This window comes from Oxalobacteraceae sp. CFBP 8761, from assembly GCA_014841595.1.
Lineage (GTDB): Bacteria > Pseudomonadota > Gammaproteobacteria > Burkholderiales > Burkholderiaceae_D > Telluria.
On the sequence record JACYUE010000002.1, the window covers coordinates 379,375 to 403,500 of the forward strand.

18 protein-coding genes are annotated in these 24,126 nt (G+C 64.4%); 12 read left to right on the plus strand and 6 right to left on the minus strand.

From position 1 onward, the window contains the following. Positions 1-551 precede the first annotated feature (551 nt). From IFU00_14130 to IFU00_14160, 7 genes are all read left to right on the plus strand, one after another. Positions 552-1,196 (plus strand): ANTAR domain-containing protein, encoded by a 645-nt coding sequence (locus tag IFU00_14130; GenBank protein MBD8543420.1) that lies wholly within the window; start codon positions 552-554, stop codon positions 1,194-1,196. A gap of 34 nt (positions 1,197-1,230) precedes the next feature. Beyond that, a complete protein-coding gene (locus IFU00_14135; GenBank protein MBD8543421.1) occupies positions 1,231-2,394 on the plus strand; it encodes an ABC transporter substrate-binding protein in 1,164 nt (387 codons plus the stop codon). Between the two features lie 255 nt (positions 2,395-2,649). Next, a complete protein-coding gene (locus IFU00_14140; GenBank protein ID MBD8543422.1) occupies positions 2,650-3,945 on the plus strand; it encodes an MFS transporter in 1,296 nt (431 codons plus the stop codon). 11 nt (positions 3,946-3,956) lie between these two features. Beyond that, positions 3,957-6,521 (plus strand): nitrite reductase large subunit, encoded by a 2,565-nt coding sequence (gene nirB / locus IFU00_14145; GenBank protein MBD8543423.1) that lies wholly within the window; start codon positions 3,957-3,959, stop codon positions 6,519-6,521. Positions 6,522-6,532: 11 nt separating this feature from the next. After that, positions 6,533-6,880 (plus strand): nitrite reductase small subunit NirD, encoded by a 348-nt coding sequence (gene nirD / locus IFU00_14150; GenBank protein MBD8543424.1) that lies wholly within the window; start codon positions 6,533-6,535, stop codon positions 6,878-6,880. After that, positions 6,877-8,106, plus strand: coding sequence for an NAD(P)/FAD-dependent oxidoreductase (locus IFU00_14155; protein MBD8543425.1), 1,230 nt, complete (start codon positions 6,877-6,879; stop codon positions 8,104-8,106). The genes nirD and IFU00_14155 overlap by 4 nt, the downstream gene beginning before the upstream one ends. Positions 8,107-8,117: 11 nt before the next feature. Continuing rightward, positions 8,118-10,799: a molybdopterin-dependent oxidoreductase gene (locus tag IFU00_14160; protein ID MBD8543426.1), complete on the plus strand. Its 2,682-nt coding sequence runs from the start codon at positions 8,118-8,120 to the stop codon at positions 10,797-10,799. Here the strand turns inward: IFU00_14160 and IFU00_14165 are convergent, their stop codons facing one another. After that, complete coding sequence (locus IFU00_14165; GenBank protein ID MBD8543427.1) at positions 10,800-11,768, minus strand: TerC family protein; 969 nt, start codon at positions 11,766-11,768, stop codon at positions 10,800-10,802. A gap of 293 nt (positions 11,769-12,061) precedes the next feature. Between IFU00_14165 and IFU00_14170 the strand changes: the two genes are divergently transcribed. Next, entirely contained in the window at positions 12,062-13,429 is a 1,368-nt protein-coding gene (locus IFU00_14170) for a hypothetical protein (protein ID MBD8543428.1), read from the plus strand. A 291-nt stretch (positions 13,430-13,720) separates the two neighbouring features. On the opposite strand, the gene IFU00_14175 is transcribed toward IFU00_14170, so the two are convergent. From IFU00_14175 to IFU00_14195, 5 genes are all read right to left on the minus strand, one after another. Next, on the minus strand, positions 13,721-14,419 hold the full coding sequence (locus tag IFU00_14175) for a dienelactone hydrolase family protein (GenBank protein MBD8543429.1): 699 nt from the start codon (positions 14,417-14,419) through the stop codon (positions 13,721-13,723). A gap of 117 nt (positions 14,420-14,536) precedes the next feature. After that, a complete protein-coding gene (locus IFU00_14180) occupies positions 14,537-15,286 on the minus strand; it encodes an MBL fold metallo-hydrolase (GenBank protein ID MBD8543430.1) in 750 nt (249 codons plus the stop codon). Positions 15,287-15,308: 22 nt separating this feature from the next. Next, on the minus strand, positions 15,309-15,725 hold the full coding sequence (locus tag IFU00_14185) for a YeeE/YedE family protein (GenBank protein MBD8543431.1): 417 nt from the start codon (positions 15,723-15,725) through the stop codon (positions 15,309-15,311). 10 nt (positions 15,726-15,735) lie between these two features. Beyond that, on the minus strand, positions 15,736-16,167 hold the full coding sequence (locus IFU00_14190) for a YeeE/YedE family protein (protein MBD8543432.1): 432 nt from the start codon (positions 16,165-16,167) through the stop codon (positions 15,736-15,738). Then, positions 16,148-16,459, minus strand: a complete 312-nt coding sequence (locus tag IFU00_14195) for a helix-turn-helix transcriptional regulator (GenBank protein MBD8543433.1) — start codon at positions 16,457-16,459, stop codon at positions 16,148-16,150. The genes IFU00_14190 and IFU00_14195 overlap by 20 nt, the downstream gene beginning before the upstream one ends. Positions 16,460-16,702: 243 nt before the next feature. Between IFU00_14195 and IFU00_14200 the strand changes: the two genes are divergently transcribed. From IFU00_14200 to IFU00_14215, 4 genes are all read left to right on the plus strand, one after another. Further along, complete coding sequence (locus IFU00_14200; GenBank protein ID MBD8543434.1) at positions 16,703-19,591, plus strand: insulinase family protein; 2,889 nt, start codon at positions 16,703-16,705, stop codon at positions 19,589-19,591. Positions 19,592-20,022: 431 nt separating this feature from the next. Next, positions 20,023-20,907, plus strand: coding sequence for a LysR family transcriptional regulator (locus tag IFU00_14205; protein ID MBD8543435.1), 885 nt, complete (start codon positions 20,023-20,025; stop codon positions 20,905-20,907). Beyond that, a complete protein-coding gene (locus IFU00_14210) occupies positions 20,904-22,532 on the plus strand; it encodes a hypothetical protein (GenBank protein ID MBD8543436.1) in 1,629 nt (542 codons plus the stop codon). The genes IFU00_14205 and IFU00_14210 overlap by 4 nt, the downstream gene beginning before the upstream one ends. A gap of 313 nt (positions 22,533-22,845) precedes the next feature. After that, positions 22,846-24,093, plus strand: coding sequence for a glycosyltransferase family 4 protein (locus tag IFU00_14215; protein MBD8543437.1), 1,248 nt, complete (start codon positions 22,846-22,848; stop codon positions 24,091-24,093). Positions 24,094-24,126: the final 33 nt, after the last annotated feature.

A 24,126-nucleotide genomic window follows, 5' to 3' on the forward strand; every position in this document is an offset into this window, starting at 1 on the left:
ACTATAAATACAAACGCCGGCAGTATGTCAATACGGCCGGCGCTCGGTAAAACAGGCGGTTTATTCTGCCTTGACTGGGCGTGTGCCCTGTTGCTTACATTGCCTTGAACGGGCCTTTTGGCGGGCGTGGCAGGTACATCGAGACGCGGGCGGCAACGGTCAGCACGGCTAGGGCGATGGTCAGGTATTCGAGTGGATGCATGATTAACCCCGCACCGATGGAGCGTAACCGCCGTGGGCGATGTACAGATCTTGCGAGAAACTACGGATGGCGGCGATGGCCGCTGCGAAGAAATTGGTTTGCTGGATAGCTGCAGTCATGTTGCGCTCCTGGTTAAATACTGTCATGTTGCGTTGCAGTATAAGAGTCATCGAGTCATAAGAAAACTTTTCATTCGTGATTCCAGCGATTCACAAAACGAATAATTGTTTCGTTGCTCACTGGAAAGATATGCGCTTGACGCATATCTCGACAGTGGATACACGCATAAGAAGGGCAAGGATTCGATGCAATGTGGCAACAAGGTACGATTCTTGCATGCAAAAACGGCATGAAACCGCGAGACACAACAACCCCACATTTGCGCATTGTTGTCGTGCTGTCCGCAACGGCACCCGGCACCGACCCCGACGCGGCCCAGGCAGCGCAGACCCGGCGCAGCACCGCGCTGCGCATTGGCCTGCTCGAATCGGGCTACGATCTGGTTGCATCGCTGCCGGCCGACGTGTTCCTGCCCGAGCGCATCGCGCAGTTGCAGCCCGACCTGATCATCCTCGACAGCGAGTCGGACGCGCGCGACGTGCTCGAACACATCGTGATCGCCACCCGCGACGCGCGCCGGCCCATCGTGCTGTTTACCGAAGACGACGCGCCGGCCAGCATGGATGCCGCACTGGAAGCGGGCGTGTCGGCGTACATCGTGGCCGGCCTGCAGGCCGAGCGCGTCAAGCCGGTGCTCGACGTCGCGCTGGCGCGCTTCCGGCGCGAGCAGCGATTGCTCGACGAATTGAGCGACACCCGGCAAAAGCTGGCCGAGCGCAAGGTGCTCGACCGCGCCAAGGGCATGTTGATGACGCGCTACCAGCTGACCGAAGACCAGGCCTACCAGCGCCTGCGCAGCCTGGCCATGAACAAGAACATGAAGCTGGTCGACGTCGCGCAGCGCTTGATCGACGTGGAAGACCTGCTGGGCTGAGCGCCCGGCATCGAAGAAGAACATCAGGAGACCTATGACATTGGCAGGCAAGGGCGCATGGATCGCCGGTACCGACCGTCCCGAGATCGAGACCATCCGCATCGGCTTCATGCCGCTGGCCGACTGCGCGCCGCTGGTGATGGCGTCGGTGCTGGGCTTCGATGAACTGTACGGCGTGCGCTTTGCACTGAGCCGCGAACAATCCTGGACCGGCATGCGCGAGCACCTGGTGGGCGGGCAGCTCGATGCGGCGCAGGCGCTGTACGGCATGGTGTACGGGATCCAGAACGGCATCGGCACCGGCCAGTGCGACATGGCGGTCTTGATGAACCTGAACCAGAATGGCCAGAACATCACGCTTTCGCGCACCTGGGCCGACGCGGCAGCAGAACCGGGCGGGCTGGCGCGCCTGGTGCAGGCCGGGCAGCACCTGACGCTCGCGCACACGTTCCCGACCGGGAATCACGCGATGTTCCTGTATTACTGGCTGGCGGCGCAGGGCGTCGATCCGATGAAAGACTGCCGGGTGGTGACGGTGCCGCCGGGGCAGATGGCGGCCAGCCTGGCGGCCGGCCATATGGATGGCTTTTGTGCGGGCGAGCCGTGGGGCCAGCGCGCGCTGCGCGACGGCGTGGGCGTGCAGGCCGCGTCGAGCGAGCAGGTATGGCCGAACCATCCCGGCAAGGCGCTGGGCACGCGCGCTGCCTTTGCCGCCACCCACCCGAATGCCTGCCGCGCGATGATCGCCGCGCTGCTGCAGGCCGCGCGCTGGCTCGACGCCTCGCGCGCCAACCGCGAAGCGGCGGCCGAGGTGCTGGCCAGTCCTGCGTATGTGAATGCCAGCCGCGAGACGCTGCAGTATTGCCTGGCCGGCGCGGACGAAGGCGCGGCCTGGCGTGGCCATAACGGCCTGCGCTTCTACGGGGACGGCGAAGCGAACTTTCCGTGGCTGTCCGACGGCATGTGGTTCATGACACAGCACCGCCGCTGGGGCTTGCTCCGTACCGATCCCGATACCGGTCCCGATTACCTGGCGCTGGCGCAGCAGGTCAACCGCATCGACCTGTATCGCGAAGCGGCCGAGCGCACCGGCACGCCACTGCCTGCCGCCACGCTGCGCACGTCCACGCTGATGGATGGGCGGGTCTGGGATGGCAGCGATCCGCACGCTTTCGCTCAAGACCTCGCACCGGCTTGACGCCAATCGCGGTGCATTCGGGTGCATCATCTTGGGGAATGGTGCACCGCAATGCAGCGTCGAGCAGGCGCCGGTTGCCGGCCATGCCCTGAACCGCGCTTGGCACGCCTCTTGCTGATACAGAGCATAGGATCAATGACGATCTCCTTCATATAACGCCAGCCCAACGACGGGCCGGCACCAGGACAACGGCGTGCGCCGCTTCTGCCCCAGGCAGCAGCGCGGACGCCTTTTTGTTTTCCAAGGACGAAAATCATGACCGGCAAAGCAGACAACATCAATCTTTTCTCGTTCCAGGGCGCGCCAATGCGCGCCTTCCACCTGACCTGGGTGGCCTTCTTCATTTGCTTCTTCGCGTGGTTCGCCTGCGCGCCGCTGATGCCCGTCATCAAAGGCGAGTTCGGCCTCTCGATGGAGCAGATCGCCAACATCAATATCGCGGCGGTGGCGATCACAATTTTTGTCCGCCTGCTGGTCGGGCCTCTGTGCGACCGCTACGGCCCGCGCAAGACCTATACGGGCCTGCTGCTGATTGGCGCGATTCCCGTGCTGGGCGTGGCCATGGCGCAGAGCTACGAAACCTTCCTGCTGGCGCGCCTGGGTATCGGCGCGGTCGGCGCCAGCTTCGTCATCACCCAGTACCACACGTCGGTGATGTTCTCGCCGAAGGTGGTCGGCACCGCCAACGCGGCTGCGGCCGGTTGGGGCAATGCCGGCGGCGGCGCAGCGCAGGCGCTGATGCCGCTGCTGCTCACGGCCGTCGTGATGCTGGGCGTGAGCCAGTCGATGAGCTGGCGCGTGGCGCTGGTGGTCCCGGGCGTCATGATGATCATCATGGCCTTTGTTTACTGGCGCTACACGCAGGATTGCCCGGCCGGTAATTACGACGACCTGCGCAAGACCGGCGACCTGCCGGCCAGCGCCGGCAAGGGCGGCTGGGCCAGTTTCACCGAAGGCTGCCGCAACCACCGCGCCTGGCTGCTGTTCGTCACCTACGGCGCCTGCTTCGGCATCGAGATCTTCATCCACAACATCGCCGCCGTCTACTACGTCGATCACTTCGACCTGACCCTGGGCCAGGCCGGCATGGCCGCTGGCAGTTTCGGCCTCCTGGCGCTGTTCGCCCGCGCGCTGGGCGGCTGGCTGTCGGACCGCGCTGCCAGGGGCGGTGACGTCAATCGCCGCGTGACCATGTTGTTCGTGCTGATGATCGGCGAAGCGCTCGGCCTGTTGTGGTTCGCGCAGGCCGACGGCGTCGTGTTCGCCGTGGTCGCGATGCTGGTATTTGGCCTGTTCACGCACATGGCCTGCGGCGCGACCTACGCGCTGGTGCCCTTCGTGGCGCCCAGGGCGCTGGGCGGTGTGGCCGGCATCGTTGGCGCCGGTGGCAATGTCGGCGCCGTCGCCGCGGGCTTCCTGATGAAAGGCACGGGTGACATCCAGAGCACGCTCACGATCCTGAGCGGCCTGGTGCTGGTGGCCAGCCTGTGCGCGCTTGGCGCGCGCTTCGGCAGTACGTCCCGCGTCCCGTCCGCAACCGTTGCAGCATAAAGGAGAACGTCATGCATATCGTCGTCATCGGCCACGGAATGGTGGGCCACAAATTCCTCGAAACGCTCGCTGCCAGCAGCATGCAGGACCCGGCGACACCGCTGCGGGTCACGGTGCTGGGCGAAGAGCCGCGCCCGGCCTACGACCGCGTGCACCTGTCGGAATTCTTTGCCGGGAAGAGCGCGGATGACCTGTCGCTGGTCGCGCCGGGCTACTTCGAACGCGCCGAGCTGGCCGAGCGCGTCGTGCTGCGCCTGAACGCGAAGGTGGTCGCCATCGACCGCGCTGCGCAATCGGTGCTGCTGGGCGACGGCAGCACTGTCTCCTACGATCGCCTGGTGCTGGCCACCGGCTCGTACCCGTTCGTGCCGCCGGTGCCGGGGGCCGAGCGCGAGGACTGCTTCGTGTACCGCACGATCGAAGACCTCGAGAAGATGAAGGAATGCGCCGCCCGCGGCGACGGCACGCGCCAGCGCATCGGCGTCGTCATCGGCGGCGGGCTGCTGGGCCTGGAGTGCGCCAAGGCGCTGCGCGACCTGGGCCTGCAGGCGCACGTCGTCGAATTTGCGCCGCGCCTGATGGCGGTGCAGGTCGACGATGCGGGCGCGCGCGTGCTGCGCACCCGCATCGAAGAACTGGGTGTCGGCGTCCACACCGGCAAGAACACGCTGGCCATCGTCGATGGCGACGAGACCACCCACCGCATGCAGTTCGCCGACGGCACGAGTCTGGACACCGACATGATCGTGTTCTCGGCCGGCATCCGCCCGCGCGATGAACTGGCGCGCCAGGCCGGCCTTGAGCTGGGCGCGCGCGGCGGCATCGTCATCGACGGCCAGTGCCTGACGTCCGACCCGCACGTCTACGCGATCGGCGAATGCGCGCTGTGGAGCGGCCAGCTGTTTGGCCTGGTGGCGCCGGGCTACGACATGGCGCGCACCGCCGCGCGCCATGTGCTGGGCGCCGAATGCGGTTTTGCAGGCGCCGACATGAGCACGAAGCTCAAGCTGATGGGCGTGGACGTGGCCAGCCTGGGCGACGCGCATGGTGTCACGCCGGGCAGCCGCAGCTACCAGTTCCTGGATGAGCGGCGCCAGACCTACCGCAAGATCGTTGTCTCGAGCTGTGGCAAGTACCTGCTCGGCGGCGTGCTGGTGGGCGACGCCGCATCGTACGGCGCGCTGCTGCAGACAATGCTCAACAAGATCGAGCTGCCCGAAGCGCCCGAATACCTGATCCTGCCGGAGAGCGGCAACACGGTGCGGCCTGCGCTGGGCGTGGACAAGCTGCCAGCCACGGCGCAGGTCTGCTCGTGCAACGACATCTCGAAGGGCGCGCTGTGCGAGGCGGTGGCCGGCGGCGCCACCACGATCGGCGCGCTGAAAAGCTGCACGACGGCCGGTACGGCCTGCGGTGGCTGCGTGCCGCTGGTGACGCAGGTGCTGAACGCCGAACTGAAAAAACTGGGCGTGGCCGTCAACAACCACCTGTGCGAACACTTTGCTTACTCGCGCCAGGAGCTGTACCACCTGGTGCGCGTGGAAGGCATCAAGGAGTTCGGCGAACTGCTGGCGCGCCACGGCAAGGGCCTTGGCTGCGACGTCTGCAAGCCGACCGCCGCGAATATCCTGGCCTCGGTGTGGAACGATTTCGTGCTCAAACCGAAGCACGCCAGCCTGCAGGATTCGAACGACTACTTCCTCGGCAACATCCAGAAGGACGGCACCTACTCGGTCATACCGCGCATGGCGGGCGGCGAAGTGACCGCCGACGGCTTGATCGCGGTGGGCATGGTCGCCAAGAAGTACGGCCTGTACACCAAGATCACGGGCGGACAGCGGGTCGACCTGTTCGGCGCGCGCGTGGACCAGCTGCCGGCGATCTGGGAAGAGCTGATCGACGCCGGCTTCGAGTCGGGCCACGCCTACGGCAAGTCGCTGCGCACGGTGAAATCGTGCGTCGGCTCGACCTGGTGCCGCTATGGCGTGGGCGACAGCGTGGGCTTTGCCATCGAACTGGAAAACCGCTACAAGGGTTTGCGCGCACCGCACAAGATCAAGTTTGGCGTGTCGGGCTGCACCCGCGAATGCGCCGAGGCGCAGGGCAAGGACGTGGGCCTGATCGCCACCGACAAGGGCTGGAACCTGTACGTGTGCGGCAACGGCGGCATGAAGCCGCGTCACGCGGAGCTGATCGCATCGAACCTGACCGAGGCCGAGGTCGTGCGCCTGACCGACCGCTTCCTGATGTTCTACGTACGCACGGCCGAACGCTTGCAGCGCACGTCGACCTGGCGCGAAAACCTCGAAGGGGGCCTGGAGTATCTGCGCCAGGTGGTGGTCGAGGACAGCCTGGGCATCGGCGACGAACTCGAAGCGCAGATGCAGCACGTGGTCGACACCTACGCGTGCGAATGGAAGGAAGCGATCACCAATCCGGCCGTGCGCAGCCGCTTCCGCCACTTCGTCAACAGCGCGGAACCGGACAGCAACGTGGTGTTCGTGCCCGAGCGCGGCCAGGTGCGCCCGGCCACGTTCGATGAACGCCGCCGCACGATTCCCATCGCCGTGGCTTGAGGAGAATGACCATGCATCGTGACACCCAACTTGCCAACTGGACGGCTGTGTGCCGGCTCGACGAGATCGTCCCCGACACCGGCGTGTGCGCGCTGCTGAATGGCCGCCAGGTGGCCGTGTTCCGCATCGGCGACCTTGAGCCACGCGTGTTCGCCATCGATAACTACGATCCGAATTCGCAGGCCGCCGTGCTCTCGCGCGGGCTGGTGGGCAGCATCGGCGAGCGCATCGTCGTGGCCTCGCCCATCTACAAGCAGCACTTCGACCTGGCCAGCGGCGAGTGCCTGGAAGCGCCGGCGCAGTCGGTGGCGAGCTACCCGGCCCGGATCGATGGCGCCGTCGTCTGGGTCGCCGCATGAATACCACGCACAGGCCCGCGCTGGTGGTGGTCGGCAACGGCATGGCCGGGATGCGCACGGTCGAGGAACTGCTCGCGCTGGCCCCTGGCATGTACGACATCACCGTGTTCGGCGCCGAGCCGCACGTGAACTACAACCGCATCATGCTCTCGCCCGTGCTGGCGGGCGACAAGACGCAGGACGACATCGTGCTGCATCCGCGCGCGTGGTACGCCGAGCATGGCATCACGCTGCACACGGGCGACCCGGTCGTGGCCATCGATCGCCGCCGCCGCATCGTGCGCTCGCAATCGGGTGTGGAAGTGGCATATGACCGCCTGCTGCTGGCCACCGGTTCGCAGCCATTCATCGTTCCGGTACCGGGCGCGGATCTGCCGGGCGTGGTGGGCTTTCGCGACCTGGATGATGTCGACACGATGCTGCAGGCGGCGCGCGACGGCCGGCACGCGGTGGTGATCGGCGGTGGCCTGCTCGGGCTGGAAGCGGCCAACGGCCTGTTGCGGCGTGGGATGGACGTGACGGTCGTGCACCTGACCGGCAGCCTGCTGAACCAGCAGCTCGATGGCGACGCGTCGCTGCTGCTCAAGGGCGCACTCGAGCGGCGCGGCTTGCGCATCCTGCTGGGCGTGCAGACCGAGGCCATTCTGGGTGATGGCAAGGTGGCATCGGTGCGCCTGTCCGATGGCGTCACGCTGCCGGCCGATCTGGTGGTGATGGCGGCCGGTGTGCGCCCCAACGTGGCGCTGGCGCGCGCGGCCGGCCTGCATGTCGAGCGCGCGATCGTTGTCGACGACACGCTGCAAAGCTACGACCCGCGCGTGTATGCGGTGGGCGAGTGCGTCCAGCACCGCCGCGCGACCTTCGGCCTGGTCGCGCCGATCTGGGAACAGGCGCGCGTCTGCGCGGCGCACCTGGCCGGCTTCGGGCACCGCCGCTACGTGCAGCAGGCCGTGGCCACCAAACTCAAGGTCACCGGGATCGATCTGTACTCGGCCGGCGACATCGTCGGCGGGCCGGGCACGCAGGACCTGGTGCTGCGCGACCGCCGCTCCGGCATGTACAAGCGCCTGGTCCTCGATGGTAATCGCCTCACGGGCGCCGTGCTGTATGGCGACGTGGCCGACGGCCCCTGGTATTTCGACCTGATCGGGCGCGGCGTCGACATCTCGGCGCTGCGCGACCGCCTGTTGTTCGGCCCTGCGTTGTGCGACGCGCAGGCCGCCTAGAAAGAGCACCCATGACCATTCCGATTCACGCTGTGCGTACTACCTGTCCTTATTGCGGCGTCGGCTGCGGCGTGAAGGCGACCGCGCTGCCCGGTGGCGGCGCGACGATCGAAGGTGACCCTGAGCACGCCGCCAACCGCGGCCGCCTGTGCGTGAAAGGGTCGGCGCTGGGCGAAACGCTCGATCTGGACGGCCGCCTGCTGCATCCGGCCGTGCGGCAGAACGGGGTGCTGGCGCGCGCCAGCTGGGACGAGGCGCTGGATACCGTGGCAGACGGTTTCGCGCGCATCATCGCCGAGCACGGGCCGGACGCGGTGGCGCTGTACGTGTCGGGCCAGATCCTGACCGAGGATTACTATGTCGCCAACAAGTTCATGAAGGGCTACGTCGGCAGCGCCAACATCGACACCAACTCGCGCCTGTGCATGTCGTCCGCCGTGGCCGGCCACAAGCGCGCCTTCGGCGAAGACGTGGTGCCGGGCTGCTACGAGGATTTTGAATTGGCCGACCTGATCGTGCTGGTCGGCTCGAACGCGGCCTGGTGCCATCCGACGCTGTTCCAGCGCATCGTGCGCGCCAAGGAAGCGCGGCCCGCCATGCAGATCGTCGTGCTCGACCCGCGCCGCACGGCCACCTGCGAACTGGCGGACCTGCACCTGGCCTTAAAACCCGGCAGCGATGTGGCGCTGTTCAACGGCTTACTCGCGCACCTGGCACGCAGCGATGCGTTCGATGCTGATTACGTCGCAGCGCACACGACCGGCCTGGAGGCGGCGCTCGATGTCGCCAACGCAGGCGACGACGTGGCGCGTGTCTGCGGCCTCGATCCGAACGATCTGCACGCGTTCTACGACCTGTTTGCCCGCACCGATAAAGTCGTCACCGCATTCTCGATGGGCGTGAACCAGTCCAGCAGCGGCACCGACAAGGTCAACGCGATCATCAACTGCCACCTGGCCACCGGCCGCATCGGCCGCCCCGGCATGGGGCCGTTCTCGCTGACCGGCCAGCCCAATGCGATGGGCGGGCGCGAAGTGGGTGGCCTGGCCAATATGCTGGCGGCGCACCTGGACCTGGACAACGCCGGGCACCGCGATGCGGTGCGCACGTTCTGGGATGCGCCGCGCATCGCCGACAAGCCGGGCCTCAAGGCCGTGGACCTGTTCCGCGCGATCGAAGCGGGCAGCGTGAAAGCAGTGTGGATCATGGCGACCAATCCGGTCGTGAGCATGCCGGACGCCGACCAGGTACGGCGCGCCCTGGCGGCCTGCGAGCTGGTGGTGGTGTCGGACGTCATGGCCAGCACCGACCTGGCGCCGTACGCGCATGTGGCGCTGCCGGCGCTGGCCTGGGGCGAGAAGGATGGTACGGTCACCAATTCCGAACGGTGCATCTCGCGCCAGCGCGCCTTTTTGCCGGCGCCGGGTGAGGCGCGTGCCGACTGGCGCGCGCTATGCGAGGTCGCGCAGCGCATGGGCTACGCCGGGTTCGACTTCGACAGCGCGCATGCGATCTTCGACGAACACGCGCGCCTGTCGGCCTGGAAGAATGACGACGATGGCCACCGCCGTGCCTTCAGGCTCGATCCGCTGGTGGGCATGCGCCGCGCCGCGTATGACGAACTGCAACCGGTGCAGTGGCCGCTGAACCCAGCGGGAGAGGGCACCGCGCGTCTGTTTGGCAGCGGCGGCTTTTCTTACCCGGACGGCAAGGCGCGCTTCATCGCGACAGGCGTGCGCGCACCGGCCAATGTGCCTTGCAGTGAATTTCCGCTGGTGCTCAACACGGGCCGCCTGCGCGACCAATGGCACACGATGACGCGCACCGGCAAGTCGCCGCGCCTGGCCGGCCACGCGGCCGAGCCCTTCGTCGACCTGCACCCGCACGATGCGTTGCTGGCCGGTGTGCGCGAGGGCGAGCTGGCCCGCATCAGCTCACGCTGGGGCGCGATGGTCGCGCGCGTGGCGCACGGCGGCGGTATCGCGCGCGGCGCCGCTTTCGTGCCAATTCACTGGAATGGGCAGACCGCGTCCGATGCGCGGGTGGGGGCGCTGGTCAATGCGGCCGTCGACCCGGTCTCGGGCGAGCCCGAATTCAAGCACACGCCGGTGCGGATCGAGCCGTTCGGCGTGGCCTGGTATGGCTTCATCATGAGCCGGCACGATCTGAGCCTTGAGGTGGTCGCGCACTGGACGCGGGTGCGCGGCAGCGGTTTCATTCGCTATGAGCTGGCCGGGCGCGCACCGGTCACGCCCGACATGGCGCGCGCGTTGCTGGGTGCTGACGCCGACGCTGACTGGATCGAGTACCAGGACCAGTCGGCAGGCATGCTGCGCGCGGCGCTGCTGGTCGACGGGCGCCTGGAAGCCTGCCTGTTCGTGGCGCGCGTGCCCGATCTGCCGGCGCGCGCGTGGCTGGGTGGGCTGTTCGCCGCACCCGAACTGGGGCCGCGCGAGCGGGCCACGCTGCTGGCCGGCCGCGCCGTGCAAGCCGGGCCCGATCCCGGGCCGACGGTCTGCTCGTGTTTCGGCGTTGGCCGCAACACGATCTGCGCCGCAATCCGGGCCGGGGACTTGCAGACGCCCGGGCAGGTAACGGCCTGCCTGAAGGCGGGCGGCAACTGCGGCTCGTGCATCCCCGAGATCAAGTCGCTGCTGCACGAGGTGCGCTTCGCCGCTGCCGCCGCCGCGTGATCAGCCCGGCGGCGTTTTCGGGACGGGTTTGGAGGTGAGCAGGCTGGCCACCGCCGACCCTGCCAGAATCACCCCGACCACGCCCAGCGCGATGCCGGTCGGGATCTTGTAGATATCGAGCAGCAGCATCTTGATGCCGATGAAGATCAGGATCCCCGCCAGGCCATATTTGAGCAGGTGGAAGCGGTCCGCCATGTCGGCCAGCAGGAAGTACATCGCGCGCAGGCCGAGAATGGCGAAGACGTTCGACGTGAACACGATGAACGGGTCGCTCGTGACGGCGAAGATCGCCGGAATCGAATCGACCGCGAAGATCACGTCCGTGATCTCGACCATGATCAGCACCACGAACATCGGCGTGGCAAAGCGCAGGCCGTCGCGCATGATGAAGAACTTTTCGCCATGGTATTCGTCGGTGATCCGCATGTGGCCACGCAGCCATTTCAGCACCTTGTTGTCGGCCAGGTCGGGTTCGCTGTCGGCCGAGATCAGCATCTGGATACCGGTGTAAAGCAGGAACAGTCCGAAGATGTAGAGGATCCAGTGGAACTGGGCCAGCAGGAGCGCGCCCAGATAAATCAGGATCGCGCGCAGCACGATGGCGCCCAGCACCCCATACAGCAGCACGCGCTTCTGGTATTGGGGCGGCACGCCGAAGAAGCTGAAGAGGGTGATCCAGACGAACACGTTGTCGACCGCCAGCGATTTTTCGATCAGGTAGCCGGTGAGGTATTCAAGGGATTTGGCCTTGGCCACGGCCGGGCCGGCAATGCCTTCGAGATACCAGTAGAACCAGGCGCCAAAGGCCAGTGCCACCGAGATCCAGATCAGCGACCAGATGGCCGCTTCTTTCGTGCTGACCTTGTGATCGCCCGACGTTTTCAGGCCAAAGAAATCGATGGCCAGCATGACGACGACGAACGCGGTGAAGAAGAGATAAAGAGTAGGTGTGCCGACCGATTCGAGCATGTTGACTCCGTGGAGTGGCAATGGACGCTGGGCGCGCGTGCTGACTGGCACGCGCTGTCATTACAGCATGAATTTCATGGGCATGCCGCACGCATGGGGGCTCTTGACGCGCGCTTGTGGTGACGGTGGCGGAAGGAGGACTTGATCGTAAAATAAGCTCGTTTGTGTTACCTGTAAGGTACTCTACCGCTGCGTCACGATTGGTTGGGGAGAGCAACGTAACGCGCGGACGACGTAAAATCTACCGGCCTGACCTCGTAAAAATTCAACGTCCCAAATTCTACGCGAGCAATATGAGCAAACTATTACGCTTCCTTTTCGGTTCGCGTCCGCCAACGGTAGCAGGGATGCGCAATGAGTTGAAAACAGCATCCATTCCTCAATTGGTTGATTTGTCGCGTGACTATCACGGATTCATGCGGGAGGACGTGCTGGTTCGTGCGGCCGAGCTTCGCTCGCCGGCGCTGCTTGAGGCGATCCTGGAGCGATTGAACGACTGGGTTCCACAAGTGCGTCAAGCGGCGCGTACGGCGCTCCTGGCGCTGGTGCCGGTTCTCCCGCCAGCCGCAATCCTGAAAACGCTGCCTGTCATTGATCGGTTGCGACTCGCAAAGCGCGAGAATCATGTCGCCTGGATTGAACAGTACTACGCCATCGTTGTCGATGTCGTGGGAGCCGATGCCCTGGTTGCCGAGGCCGTAACGGGGACTGGCGAAGTGGCGCGCTCGTGCTTCAATATTGTCAGCACACATTCCCTGCTTGATGCGAGCCAGCTGGCGCAGCGCGTGCTCGAGAATGGGGCCGACTTCGTCACGTCGCTTGCGGCTTGGCGTTTGGTAGCGGGACTGAAAGTAAACGAGCTGAGAACCCTGGCAAACATCGGGTTGGCAAGTCCCTTCGGCGCGGTTCGCACGGCCGCCCTGCGCGAGACCTTGAATTCTGGTGGCGAACAGGCCGACGCTTTAGCCGAGCAGGCCCTATTGGATCCGCAAAGTTCGGTGCGCGAAGTAGCGATGTGGCACTTGAAAGAAAGAGGCTATCCGGTTGCGCAGTTTTATGCCGACCGCCTTGCGCATGACGTTCTGACGATGCGCAAAACGCGTATTTGCCTGGCCTCACTGGCTGCCTGCGGCACGCGCGACCATGTGGCGATCATCAAACGGTTCACCGTCATGCCGCACGCCCGGACGCAGGTTGCTGCTGTCATGTCATGGGCCCGTCTGGCGCCCGATGCACGTGACGACATCTTGCGATTTGTGCTGGCCAGCCAATTTGCCAGGGTTCGGCAACTGGCTCTTGTGTTAATCGAAGACTTCGGCGCGTACATCCCTCTGGACGAAGCGGTGGCCCTGGCAGAAGAAAAATCTGACCACACACTTGCTCTTTCACTGGCACGACGGGAGCCCTGGACGTGGCTTACAACCATCCTCAACATGGCAAATAGCCAGATCGATTCACTGCACAAGGCGCATCTGATCCGCGAGCTGCAAAAATGGCTGGCGGCGTCCACAAATATCTATACCAAACCGACGGCTGCACAGGTGAGAGTCCTGATTTCTCCAGATGCCCCGCGCGTGCTTAATGACCTCGTCGGCCGAGATGTCTTTTGTGCGAATGGCGCATTCCGTCAAATATTCGAACTGCATGGTCTCAGGTGGTGAGAAATCATGTCCTTGAACAAACAACTCTGCATCAAGTTAAGAGGCTCGGCTCGTTCAAACGCGGTCGCCTGAGAAATGGAGATAGGGCAAAGTGTCTAATCTAAGCCCAGACTGTGGACGCGACTCGTGCAAGGCTGAGGCCGTGTCCAAATGTCAGACCTGACCCCAGCTTTTCTTCCTCAGTTGGTCGTGCCACGTGTAAAGAAGATTGTGAGAAAAGCTGTTGTCAGCAGCTCCCGGTTTTTCATTTAGCGCCTGATCCGGCAGACGATCATGGCGCCAGGCGCCGGATCAGCGCAGCGTGCGTGCGAAGAACTCGTCGGTGCGGCTGTTGGCCAGCGTGGCCGCGTCATGGTCGTAGTGACCGCCGCCCGGCCGGGCAAACGCGTGGTCGCAACCCGGGTAGACATGGATCTCGGCGTCGGTGCTGTCGGCGAACGCTTCCTTGATCTTCTCCTGCGCCTCAGGGCCAATGTATTCATCGGCGCCGGCCAGGTGGTACAGGAACGGCGCGCCGATGTTCTTTGCTTCGGACAGGTAGTTGTCGGTGCCGCCGCCGTAGTAGGCCGCGAACGCGTCGCCATCGGTGCGCGCCGCGCTCAGGTAGGTCATCAGGCCGCCCAGGCAGTAGCCGGTGACGCCGACCTTGCCGGTGCTGCCTTCCATCGTGCGCGCTGCGCTGATGGTGGCGGCAATGTCCTGCACGCCATGGTCGAAATCGTAGCTCTTGTACAGTGCGAACGCGCGTGCAACGTCGGCTTCATTTGCTTCCGACAAATCCACGCCCGGCTCTTCGCGCCAGAACAGGTCGGGAGCAACGGCGATATAGCCCTTGGCAGCGTAGTTGTCGGCGATGCTGCGGATGCCGGCGTTCACGCCAAAGATTTCCTGCAGCACGATGATGACCGGGTAGGTGCCGACGACGTCGGGACGGGCCACGTAGCAATCGAAGCCGCGTTCAGCGGTGGTGACGGTGAGTGTTTCGGACATGGAATTCCTTTAGGTTGACGGGGAGTGTGCCGGCCGGCTTGCGTGGGCGGCCGTAGCGAGACATATGATAAGACGAATGGGACCGATGCTGCCACCAGCACGATTGCAGTGCAGACTTCAGCCCTGGAGACTGACGCCCATTTGCCGGCAATAGTGAGCGAGGCGTTCGGGCAGATCCGCCGGACACACGCCGCATGCCCGGTTGCCCGGCACGGCATAGTCGATGAAGGTCGGGTAGGGCAGGGCGAGCTCGGCCATGATCGAGCGAAACTCCTGCAGCGTCTTGCCGGCGCCGAGTCGCAGGTTGCGCTGTTTTTCCTGGGCAATTGAGGAAACATGGCGCTGCTGGTAATCGTGGGCGGGATAGACCAGCGTCTCATCCGGCAGCGCAAACAGTTTTTCGGTCACGCTGCGATACAGCGCATCGGCATCCCCGTTCTGGAAATCGGTGCGACCGCAGCCATCGATCAGCAGGGCATCGCCGGTAAATACCCGCTCGCCCAGCAGATAGGAAAAATGGCCATCGGTATGGCCGGGCGTATGCAGCGGCTGCAGGGATATGCCGCCGACCTCGAACGGACGGCCTTCCTCGATTGCGACATCGGCGCAGGGCAGGTTGTCGAACGCGGGCGCGGCGATCTTGCTGCCGGTGGCGTTGCGCAATGCCAGCGCTGCGGTGATGTGGTCGGCATGAATATGGGTGTCGAGCGTGAAGGCCAGTGTCAGCCCCAGATCGTGCAGGACGCCAAGGTCGCGCTCCATGCTGACGATCACCGGGTCGATCAGGATGGCCTGGCCGGTCTGCGGATCACCCAGCAGATAGGTATAGGTGCTCGACAGCGGCTCGAAAAGTTGCTTGAAAATCATGGTACCTCCGGTGAACGGTGGATCAGGACCTGCGCCGTTCGATGAGTTCAAAGATGCCCATGCCAGCCAGCATGGCGGCGCAGAAAATGAGCGGCTGTACTGCGCCCGTCGCGAGCGAAGCCAGCGCCGGACCAGGACAGAAACCGGCCAGCCCCCAGCCGGCGCCGAAGGCGAGGCTGCCCAGCACCAGCCGGCGGTCGATCCGGGTGGCGGTCGGCAGCTGCATGGGCTCGCCCAGCAGCGATTGCCGGCGCCTGGCATCGACCCGGAACGCGGGCAATGCCACCAGGATCGCACCGGCCATGACCAGCGCCAGTGACGGGTCCCAGCGGCCGGCCAGGTCGAGAAAACCCAGTACCTTGGCCGGGTTGGTCATGCCAGCCACGATCAGGCCGATGCCAAACACGAGACCGGTAATCAATGCCATCAGGATGCGCATGCTGTTCTCCTCAAGTCAGTAGATGGCGCACGATGAACACGGTCGCGAAGCCCGCGCCCATGAACGCCAGCGTCGCCGCCAGCGAACGGGCCGAACCGCGTGCCAGGCCGCATACGCCATGGCCGCTGGTGCAGCCGGCGCCGTAGCGGGTGCCGATGCCGACCAGCAGGCCGGCGGCGATCAGGGTGCCCATGCCGGCATCGATGCGCATGGCGGGCAACGGGGCGGCCAGCATGTACACGAGCGGCGCGGCGATCAGGCCGAGCAGAAACGCGATGCGCCAGCCAAGCTCGCCCGGGGTTGGCCGCAGCAGTCCGCCGAGGATGCCGCTGATCCCGGCAATGCGGCCATTGAACAGCACGAACATGGCGGCCGCCAGGCCGATCAGCAGGCCGCCGCCCAGCGCGGTCCAGGGTGTGAAGTCAGTCCAGTTTACGGTCATCGCTGCCTCCCGGTTGTGCACAGAACTGCTGGTACAGGACCTGCAGCACGGCGCTGGCCGCGTCGCTGGCCAGGCTGTAATAGATCTGCTTGCCGTCGCGCCGGGTCGTGACCAGGCGCTCTTCGCGCAGCACGCCCAGTTGTTGCGAGAGGGTGGGCTGGGCAATGCCCGACGCCGCTGCCAGCTCGCTGACGCAGTATTCGGCCTGGGTCAGTTGGCACAGCAGCAGTAGCCGGTCCGGGTTGGCCAGCGTCTTCAGCAACGCGCAGGCGCGCACGGCGGCGGCTTGCATCTCAAGCAGGTTCAGTGGTTCTGAATGGTTCATGGTATCGCTTTCGTCAGACTCCATTGAATCACACTATATCGAAAAACAAAATATATTTTTGTATATTGATGAGTCTGTCACCCTGGTTTGGGCGGCGCCGACGCGTGTGCCCGGCACGGGGTAGAATTTCAGGGCATTGTGGTCGTCATGCCGTCGTCGAACGTCTTCATGGCCCACCACGACCATTGCCATATTCTGAAAGAACCGTACATGAGTCATTTCGAGCACCTCCGCAGTCACGCCATTCCTGCACTCCAGGCCACGATGGAAGAGTATGTCGCGCCGGCGTCCGGCGCGCGCCACATCCACCTGACCACCAGCGGCGCCGACATGGCGTTCCTGGTGGGCTTCCCCACCGTGCCCGACGCCAGCGATGGCCGCGCGCACATCCTCGAACACCTGGCGCTGTGCGGCTCGCAGCGCTATCCGGTGCGCGATCCGTTCTTTGCCATGCTGCGCCGCTCCACCGCGACCTTCATGAATGCGTTCACCTATGCCGACCGCACCGTGTATCCGTTCGTCAGCACCGACGAAAACGATTTCTACAACCTGCTCGACGTGTACCTCGACGCCGCCTTCTTCCCGAAGCTCGACTACCTGAACTTCCTGCAAGAGGGCTGGCGCTACACGCTCACCGATGGCGTGCTGGGTTACCAGGGCGTGGTCTTCAATGAAATGAAGGGTGCGTTCGCCGACCCGGGCCACGCGCTGTACAAGGGCCTGACCTCGACGATCCTGACCGGCACCACCTACGAGGTCGATTCGGGCGGCGATCCGCTGGCCATTCCCGAGCTCACGCACCAGATGCTCAAGGACTTCCACGCCAGCCATTACCATCCGTCGCAGGCGGTCTTCATGACGGCCGGGCCATTGCCTGCTGCTGCGGTCCAGGCCCGCATCGCCGAGCGCGTGCTGGCGCGTCAGATCGATGTCTCGGCGCGGCGCGTCCCGCAACTGGCCAGCGCCTTCGCGGCGCCGCAGCGCAATACCGTGCGCATTCCGTCGCAGCAGGGCCGCGACAACGAATTCGGGCTGCAAATGACGTGGCTGATGGGCGAGTCGGCGATCCCGAAAGTGGCGTTTGAAGCGAGCCTGCTGTCGGCCGGCCTGCTGGGCGACGCCGCCGCACCGTTGATGAAGGCGATGGAGACGGCGGGTTACGGCCGGCCGTCGGGCTTCAATGGCCATGACGATAGCGCCCGCCAGATGCTGTTCCATGTCGGCATGGAAGGCCTCACCGAAGCCCAGGCACCCATGGCCGAAGCGCTGATCTGGGCCACGCTGGAGCAGGTGGCCGAGCAGGGCGTGGAGCACGCCACGCTGCAGGCTGCGCTGCGCGACCTGAAATACCAGCAGCGCAACACCCGCAGTGGCAGCATGCCGAATGTGCTCGAGCGCCTCTTGATCGCGCTGCCGGTCGCGATGCGCGACGGCGACGTCGTGACTGCCTTCGACAGCGATGCGATCCTGCAGGCGATGGAAAGCGATATCGCCGATCCCGCCTACTTCAAATCGCTCGTGCGTAACCTGTTGACGTCGCCTGGCCGCCTGGTCTCGACCATCGTGCCGGACGCCGCCTATTTTTCTGACCGTGACGCCGTGGAAAGCGCGCGCCTGGCGCAGGCCTCGGCCCAGCTGACCGACGCCGACCGCGCGCGCATCGCGGCCGATACCGTGGCCCTCGAAGCGCACCAGAAAACAGCGTTCGATTCGCAGGTGCTGCCGCGCATCCGGCCCGGCGACGTGAGCACGCAGCCGCGCGCCTTGCCCGCGTTTGCACCGACCGCCGACGACATCCACGCGTTCAGCATCGGTTCGAACGGCATTTCGTCGGCCAGCATCGTGTATGACGTGTCGGCCATCCCGGCCGCCGACTGGCCATGGCTGGCGCTGTACACGCAGCTGCGCGACGATCTCGGCCTGGAGGGACAGGACTACGCCGATGCCGGCGCCTGGCGCCAGCGCATGGTGCCGTCATTTGGCTTCGACCTGCAGCCGTTCCAGATGCCGGACGGCGCGCTGCGCATTGACCTGACGGTATCGGCCAACGCCCTGCGCGAGGAGCATGCCAACATCGTCGCGGTGCTCGACGCCTACATGGCCCGACCACGTTTCGACGAGGCCGTGCGCCTGCGTTATCTGCTCGAGCGCAAGGTAGAAAACACGCTGGACGATCTGGCGCAGGCCGGCAGCCACTATGCGTCCATGGCCGTGAGCGCGCCGCTGGCGCAGGTGCGGCGCTTCCAGGACGCCATTGCCGGACCGACGGCGCTGGCATTCAACGCGCGCCTGAAAACCCTGGCCGCAACGCCGGAAGGCGTGGCGCAGGTCGCGGCTGAACTGGCGCGCATCCACGCTGCCATCGTGGCGCAGCGCCCGAGCATCTTGTGCGCCGGTAGTGGCGACGATGGCCATGACCTGGCGCGCCTGCTGGCGGCGGCCTGGCCCACGTCCGGCGCCACCACGGGTGCAGCTGTGGCACCTGGCGAGGCTGCAGAAGCCGCGCCACAAGCCCCGGCGAATGTCGCGCTGCACGCGGCAGGCCAGGTCAATCACTGCAATATCGCATGGGCAGTGCCGATGTCGCACGACGATGACGCCGGCGCCCTGAGCGTGGCTGCCGAGCTGTTCACCAACCAGGTGCTGCACACGGCGCTGCGCGAAGCGGGTGGCGCGTATGGCGGCAGCGCCTCGTATGCAGGTGATTCGGGTGTGTTCTCGATGGCCTCGTTCCGCGACCCGCGCCTGGCGGCCACCTACCGCGATTTCGACGCGGCAGTCGACACCATCCTGGCGTCCGACTACAGCGACGAGCAGGTTGAAGAAGCCATCATCGGCGTCATCAAGAAGCTCGACAAGCCGGAAGCCCCATGGGATGCGGTGCGCCTGGGCTGGCGCATGTACCGGCGTGGCACCGACATGGCCACGCGCGAGCGTTTCCGTCAGGGTGTGCTCGGCTGTACGCAGGCGCAGGTCAAGGCGGTGGTGCAGAAGTATCTGAAGAACGGCACGGCGAGCCGCGCGGCGTTCGCCGGCAATACCGAGCAGGATCTGGGCGGCCTGGCCGTGGTGGATCTGTCGGTGCTGGCTGGCGCTTGATGGCGGTTCGCCGATGGCAGGGGGCTGTCGTCGGTCGCTGCTGGTAATACTGATTCCCTATTAAAATAGTTTAAATACTATATTTAATAGGGAATTTCTTTTTGTATATTCGGCAGGTGCAATGCCTGCTGTCGGATTCAGTTATCCTGATTTTTTTTCGCTATTCCGATGCATTGACGGCACGCAGAATCCAATCGGGAGGTCCTGCATATCATCCAATGGTATTGCGCATACGCGCGGGATGTTTTGAAGCTTTTCTCAATTAAATATCTGCACGGATAATGTAAGTGGGATACGCCATGAAACTGTTTGAACCATTGGATATTCTGCCGGATATCGCGCATGTAATCGATCATGACGCCAGATCGCCATCTGGCGCTGTTCAGTCTTGTAAAACCAGGACACCGCGTATCAGTCTCAAGCAATGGAACATGTTTCACGCGGTAATTGAGTTCGATGGTTTCGATGGCGCCGCCGATCAATTGCACGTGACCCAGTCGACCGTCAGCCATGCCGTTGCCAAGCTGCAAGAGCAACTGGGCGTCGCGCTACTGGAACTGAAAGGGCGCAAAGCGCAGATCACCGCCGCTGGCCAATGTTTACTGGAAAGGTCGCGCGAATTGGTCAGGCAGGCCAACGCGCTCGAGGTGCTGGCCGACACGCTGCGCCATGGCTGCGGTCCGGACATCCGCGTGGCGATGGACCCCGGCTTTCCATCCGACCTGCTGATCCAGGCCGTGCGGCAGTGCTCGCCGTCGCTGCACGATCTGCGCCTGAGCGTCAGCGAAGTCACGCCCGACGGCGCGCGGCGCGTGCTGCATGCGGGCGAGGCCGACATCGTCATCGGCGCGCAGCCGGTGCCGGGCTTTGCCGCCAGTTTTCTGTTCGAGGTCGAGCATATCGCCGTGGCGCATCCCGCCCATCCGCTGTTTTTGGGCAAGCGCGACATCACGCATGATGAGCTCAACACGCATTCTCAAATCGTCATCGCCCCGGCGCAACAGGGTGGCGGCGCCGGCATGGGCGAGGCGGTGCTGCCTCATCCCGGTTCCTGGCGTGTGTGCAATCCTGAGCGGGCCATCGGTATCCTGCGGCAGGGCGTGGGCTATGCGTGGTTGCCCAGGTTCCAGGTACAACAGGCGCTCGACGCCCGGCACCTGCGCGCCTTGCCGCTGGCGGGCGCGCGCCATCACGGCTCACGCTTGTACCTGATGTGCGCACAGTCGGTGGCGGCGGGGTCGGTGGCCAGGCAATTTGCCGATGCGCTGCATGCTTGCAGCGCGCGCTGCCGCCAGGCAGATACGGGCCAGGCATGAAACGCGCTCTGCAGCCAATGGCCACGCCGCTGTCGCGGCGCAGCAGAGAGGGCACGGAGTCCTCGGCGCTGCTCAGGGTCCGGCACGTGCTGCGCAACGGCTGGCTGATCGCAGCCGTGGGGTGCGCGATCGCGATCTTCGCCATTGCCGTTGCACTCAGTGTGAAGCCGGTCTATGAATCGAACATCCTGATCCAGATCACGCGCAACGCGCCGCCGTCGGCCGACGTGCAGACAGAAACCCCGGCCATTACCGAAATCGAGATCCTGCGTTCGCGCTCGATCCTGGCGCGGGTCGTGAATGCCCTGCACCTCGATATCGCCGTCGAGCCGACCCTGTTTCCCGTCGTGGGCGCCTTCATCGCGCGCAGGAATCCAGGGTTGTCGGAGCCCGGCCTGTTCGGCGTCGGCGGCTATGTATGGGGAAACGAGCAGGTGCGGGTGGACACCTTCAATGTGCCTGATGCGCTGCTGGACCAGCCCTTCCATCTGGTCGTCAGCGGCCCGGATAGCTATACGCTCAGCCAGCAAGAGGCGGGCATCCGGCTGCACGGCAAGGTTGGCCAGCGGCTGCACGCCAGGTTGCTTGCGGGGCCGCTGGACATCCTGGTCGCCCAAATTCACGCCAGACCGGGCGCGGCGTTCACACTGTATCGAAGTCGCCAGGGGCAGGCGGTGGACAGGCTGCAACGGTCATTGGCGATCGCCGAGAAGGGCCGGCTGTCGAATGTGATCGGCGTGTCGCTGCAGGGCGCCAGGCCCGAGCTGGTCAGCCGGATCCTCAATGAAATCGGCGACCAGTATATCCAGCAGCAGACTACCCAAAAAAACGACGAGGTGAAGAACCAGCTGGTGTTCTACGACCAGCAAGTCGCGCAAGCGCAACGCCGCATTCATGAACTCGATGCCAGGCTTGACGAACTCCTGCAACAGCACGGTGCGTCCGACCTGAGCGAGGACGCACGTATCCTGGCCCAGCAATCGCTGGTGCTGCAGGCCGAACTCACGGCGAAGGAGCAGCAGAAAATCGCATTGTCGGGCCGCGTTGGGGATCGGCATCCCGATATGCTGGTCGTGACGCGGCACATTGCCTCGATCCGCGGTGACCTGGCCGATATCGAGGCCAGGCGCAAGGGCTTTGGCGCAGCCCAGCAAGAAATACTGGCGGTTAATCGTGACAAGCTGGCGCACAGCCAGATGAGTTTTGAGCTGCTCAATACACGCCACAAGCTCGATGCATTGATGCTGTCCAATCACGTCAACGTGCGCGTTGTCGACCGGGCCCAGATACCGTTGCAGTCGGTCACGCTCGGCTTGCCGGTCATGCTCGTACTGGCTTGTCTGCTGGGCCTGGCAGGCGGTGTCGGCGCCTCGGTATTGAAAAATGCACTCGTGCGGCGCAAGCACCGGGGCGGGGCGACCTGGGCCGTGCGGCGGCTCGCGATCGGTACGCAGGCGCCGCTGGACGACGGCAATATTGGCCCGCAAGACGCTGCGCCGCCCATTGCTGAGCAAGGCGAGGGCGCCGTCAACGCCGCCAGACGTGAGGCGCCAGCGGCTCCAGGACACGGTGAAGGGTCAGTCGACGCCGCAAGGGGCGGGGCACCGACGACGACCGTGCGGTAGTGAGCTTGCCTGCAAATGCTTGCGCCCTCTGAACCGCGCTGTCGCCGCGCCCACGGCATCCCGGCGTGCACGTTTCTACTCCTGCGTCCTACCCCAGCCCGCCATCGTGGACGTATGTCGTTCGATATTTTCTAATGGATTGATCGCTAAAGAAACCAATCATAAAAATGCATCTGATGACGGAGGTGAGACGGTCAATGCATCGATATTTTCAACGTTTTTTTACTCGCCAATTTGCTAAAGTAAACACCAGTTTAAAGACGGCCTAAACGAATATCGTGCGTATCGATAACATCGTCATTCTGAGCCGTGCATGTGCCTGTCGAACGTTTTTCAGATCAAAACGGAGGGCGTAATGGCGATAAAAAATTTTAATGATGTTGAATCCGTGTTGCCGCCTGAAGTAATGCTCCCGCTTCTCGAAACGTTTTTATTGGCATTGCTGGTCAGCTTGTTCATTTGCATGCTCAATATCCTCACCGAGCGTTGGCATGGCAGGTTTTCATTTGATATCGATGTCAATGGTATCCAGAAAGTTCACAAGAACATGGTTTCACGCACTGGTGGCGTGGCCATGGTGGCGGGCGTACTGGCCGTCCCGGCGTATGGTGCTCTGGTGGGCTATCCGCTAGCGCTGCAAACCGAAACAAACGCGCTCATTTTGCTGCTGTTGCTGGCAGCACTGCCAGCTTTTTTGGCCGGCATCGTCGAAGACCTGACCAAGCGAGTATCGGTCCGTCTCCGGCTGTGCGCCATTCTGACCAGCGCCGTGCTCGCCGCCTGGCTGGTGGAAGCGCATCTGCCGCGCCTGGATATCTGGGCGCTCGACGGCGTCCTGCACTGGCTTCCCGTATCGTTTGCCGTGACCGCGTTTGCAGTGGCCGGTGTCTCCAATGCCATCAATATCGTCGACGGTTTCAACGGCGTCGCCGTTGGCACGATCGTCGTCATTCTTGCCGGCGCTGGGTTTCTGGCATGGCAGGCCGGGGATCCCATCGTCACCCTGCTGGCCCTTGCCGGGATAGGTGCCACCATCGGCTTCCTGCTGCTCAATTACCCGACCGGCCGCCTGTTCATGGGCGACGGTGGCGCGTATTTCATCGGCTTCTGGGCGGCAGAAGTGGCAGTTCTGACGATTGTGCGCAATCCCGGCATCAACGCTTGGCAGATTCTCGCCATCTACGCGTACCCGGTGATCGAGGTCCTGTTCAGCATGTATCGCCGAAAGTTCCTGCACAGCGCCCTGGTCGGTGCGCCTGACCGCCTGCATCTGCACTCGCTGTTTTACCGCCGCGTTGCCTGCAACAAGATCCGCGTCGTCCGCTACACATGGCGCCGCAATGCGGGCGTGGCCTGCTTCGTCACCGCCTGGCTCAGCGCCGCGACGATTGCCGCCGTGCTGCTCGGCGATACCGTGCCCGCTGCGGTGGCGCTGGTCCTGGCGCAGATGGTGATCTACGTGGCGGTCTACATGCGCCTCGTGCGAGGCCATTGGGGGCGCTGCCGCCGCCCCGCCGTCATTCTCGGTCTGCGGCCCCAGCCCAGAAGCAGGGCGGTCTGACCGATGCGGCCTCGCCCACACCCAGCACATCCA

Coding starts and splice junctions, on each gene's coding strand:
- IFU00_14130 (MBD8543420.1), top strand. CDS start 552: ATGAAACCGCGAGACACAACAACCCCACATTTGCGCATTGTTGTCGTG.
- IFU00_14135 (MBD8543421.1), top strand. CDS start 1,231: ATGACATTGGCAGGCAAGGGCGCATGGATCGCCGGTACCGACCGTCCC.
- IFU00_14140 (MBD8543422.1), top strand. CDS start 2,650: ATGACCGGCAAAGCAGACAACATCAATCTTTTCTCGTTCCAGGGCGCG.
- nirB (MBD8543423.1), top strand. CDS start 3,957: ATGCATATCGTCGTCATCGGCCACGGAATGGTGGGCCACAAATTCCTC.
- nirD (MBD8543424.1), top strand. CDS start 6,533: ATGCATCGTGACACCCAACTTGCCAACTGGACGGCTGTGTGCCGGCTC.
- IFU00_14155 (MBD8543425.1), top strand. CDS start 6,877: ATGAATACCACGCACAGGCCCGCGCTGGTGGTGGTCGGCAACGGCATG.
- IFU00_14160 (MBD8543426.1), top strand. CDS start 8,118: ATGACCATTCCGATTCACGCTGTGCGTACTACCTGTCCTTATTGCGGC.
- IFU00_14165 (MBD8543427.1), bottom strand. CDS start 11,768: ATGCTCGAATCGGTCGGCACACCTACTCTTTATCTCTTCTTCACCGCG.
- IFU00_14170 (MBD8543428.1), top strand. CDS start 12,062: ATGAGCAAACTATTACGCTTCCTTTTCGGTTCGCGTCCGCCAACGGTA.
- IFU00_14175 (MBD8543429.1), bottom strand. CDS start 14,419: ATGTCCGAAACACTCACCGTCACCACCGCTGAACGCGGCTTCGATTGC.
- IFU00_14180 (MBD8543430.1), bottom strand. CDS start 15,286: ATGATTTTCAAGCAACTTTTCGAGCCGCTGTCGAGCACCTATACCTAT.
- IFU00_14185 (MBD8543431.1), bottom strand. CDS start 15,725: ATGCGCATCCTGATGGCATTGATTACCGGTCTCGTGTTTGGCATCGGC.
- IFU00_14190 (MBD8543432.1), bottom strand. CDS start 16,167: ATGACCGTAAACTGGACTGACTTCACACCCTGGACCGCGCTGGGCGGC.
- IFU00_14195 (MBD8543433.1), bottom strand. CDS start 16,459: ATGCAAGCCGCCGCCGTGCGCGCCTGCGCGTTGCTGAAGACGCTGGCC.
- IFU00_14200 (MBD8543434.1), top strand. CDS start 16,703: ATGAGTCATTTCGAGCACCTCCGCAGTCACGCCATTCCTGCACTCCAG.
- IFU00_14205 (MBD8543435.1), top strand. CDS start 20,023: ATGTTTCACGCGGTAATTGAGTTCGATGGTTTCGATGGCGCCGCCGAT.
- IFU00_14210 (MBD8543436.1), top strand. CDS start 20,904: ATGAAACGCGCTCTGCAGCCAATGGCCACGCCGCTGTCGCGGCGCAGC.
- IFU00_14215 (MBD8543437.1), top strand. CDS start 22,846: ATGTGCCTGTCGAACGTTTTTCAGATCAAAACGGAGGGCGTAATGGCG.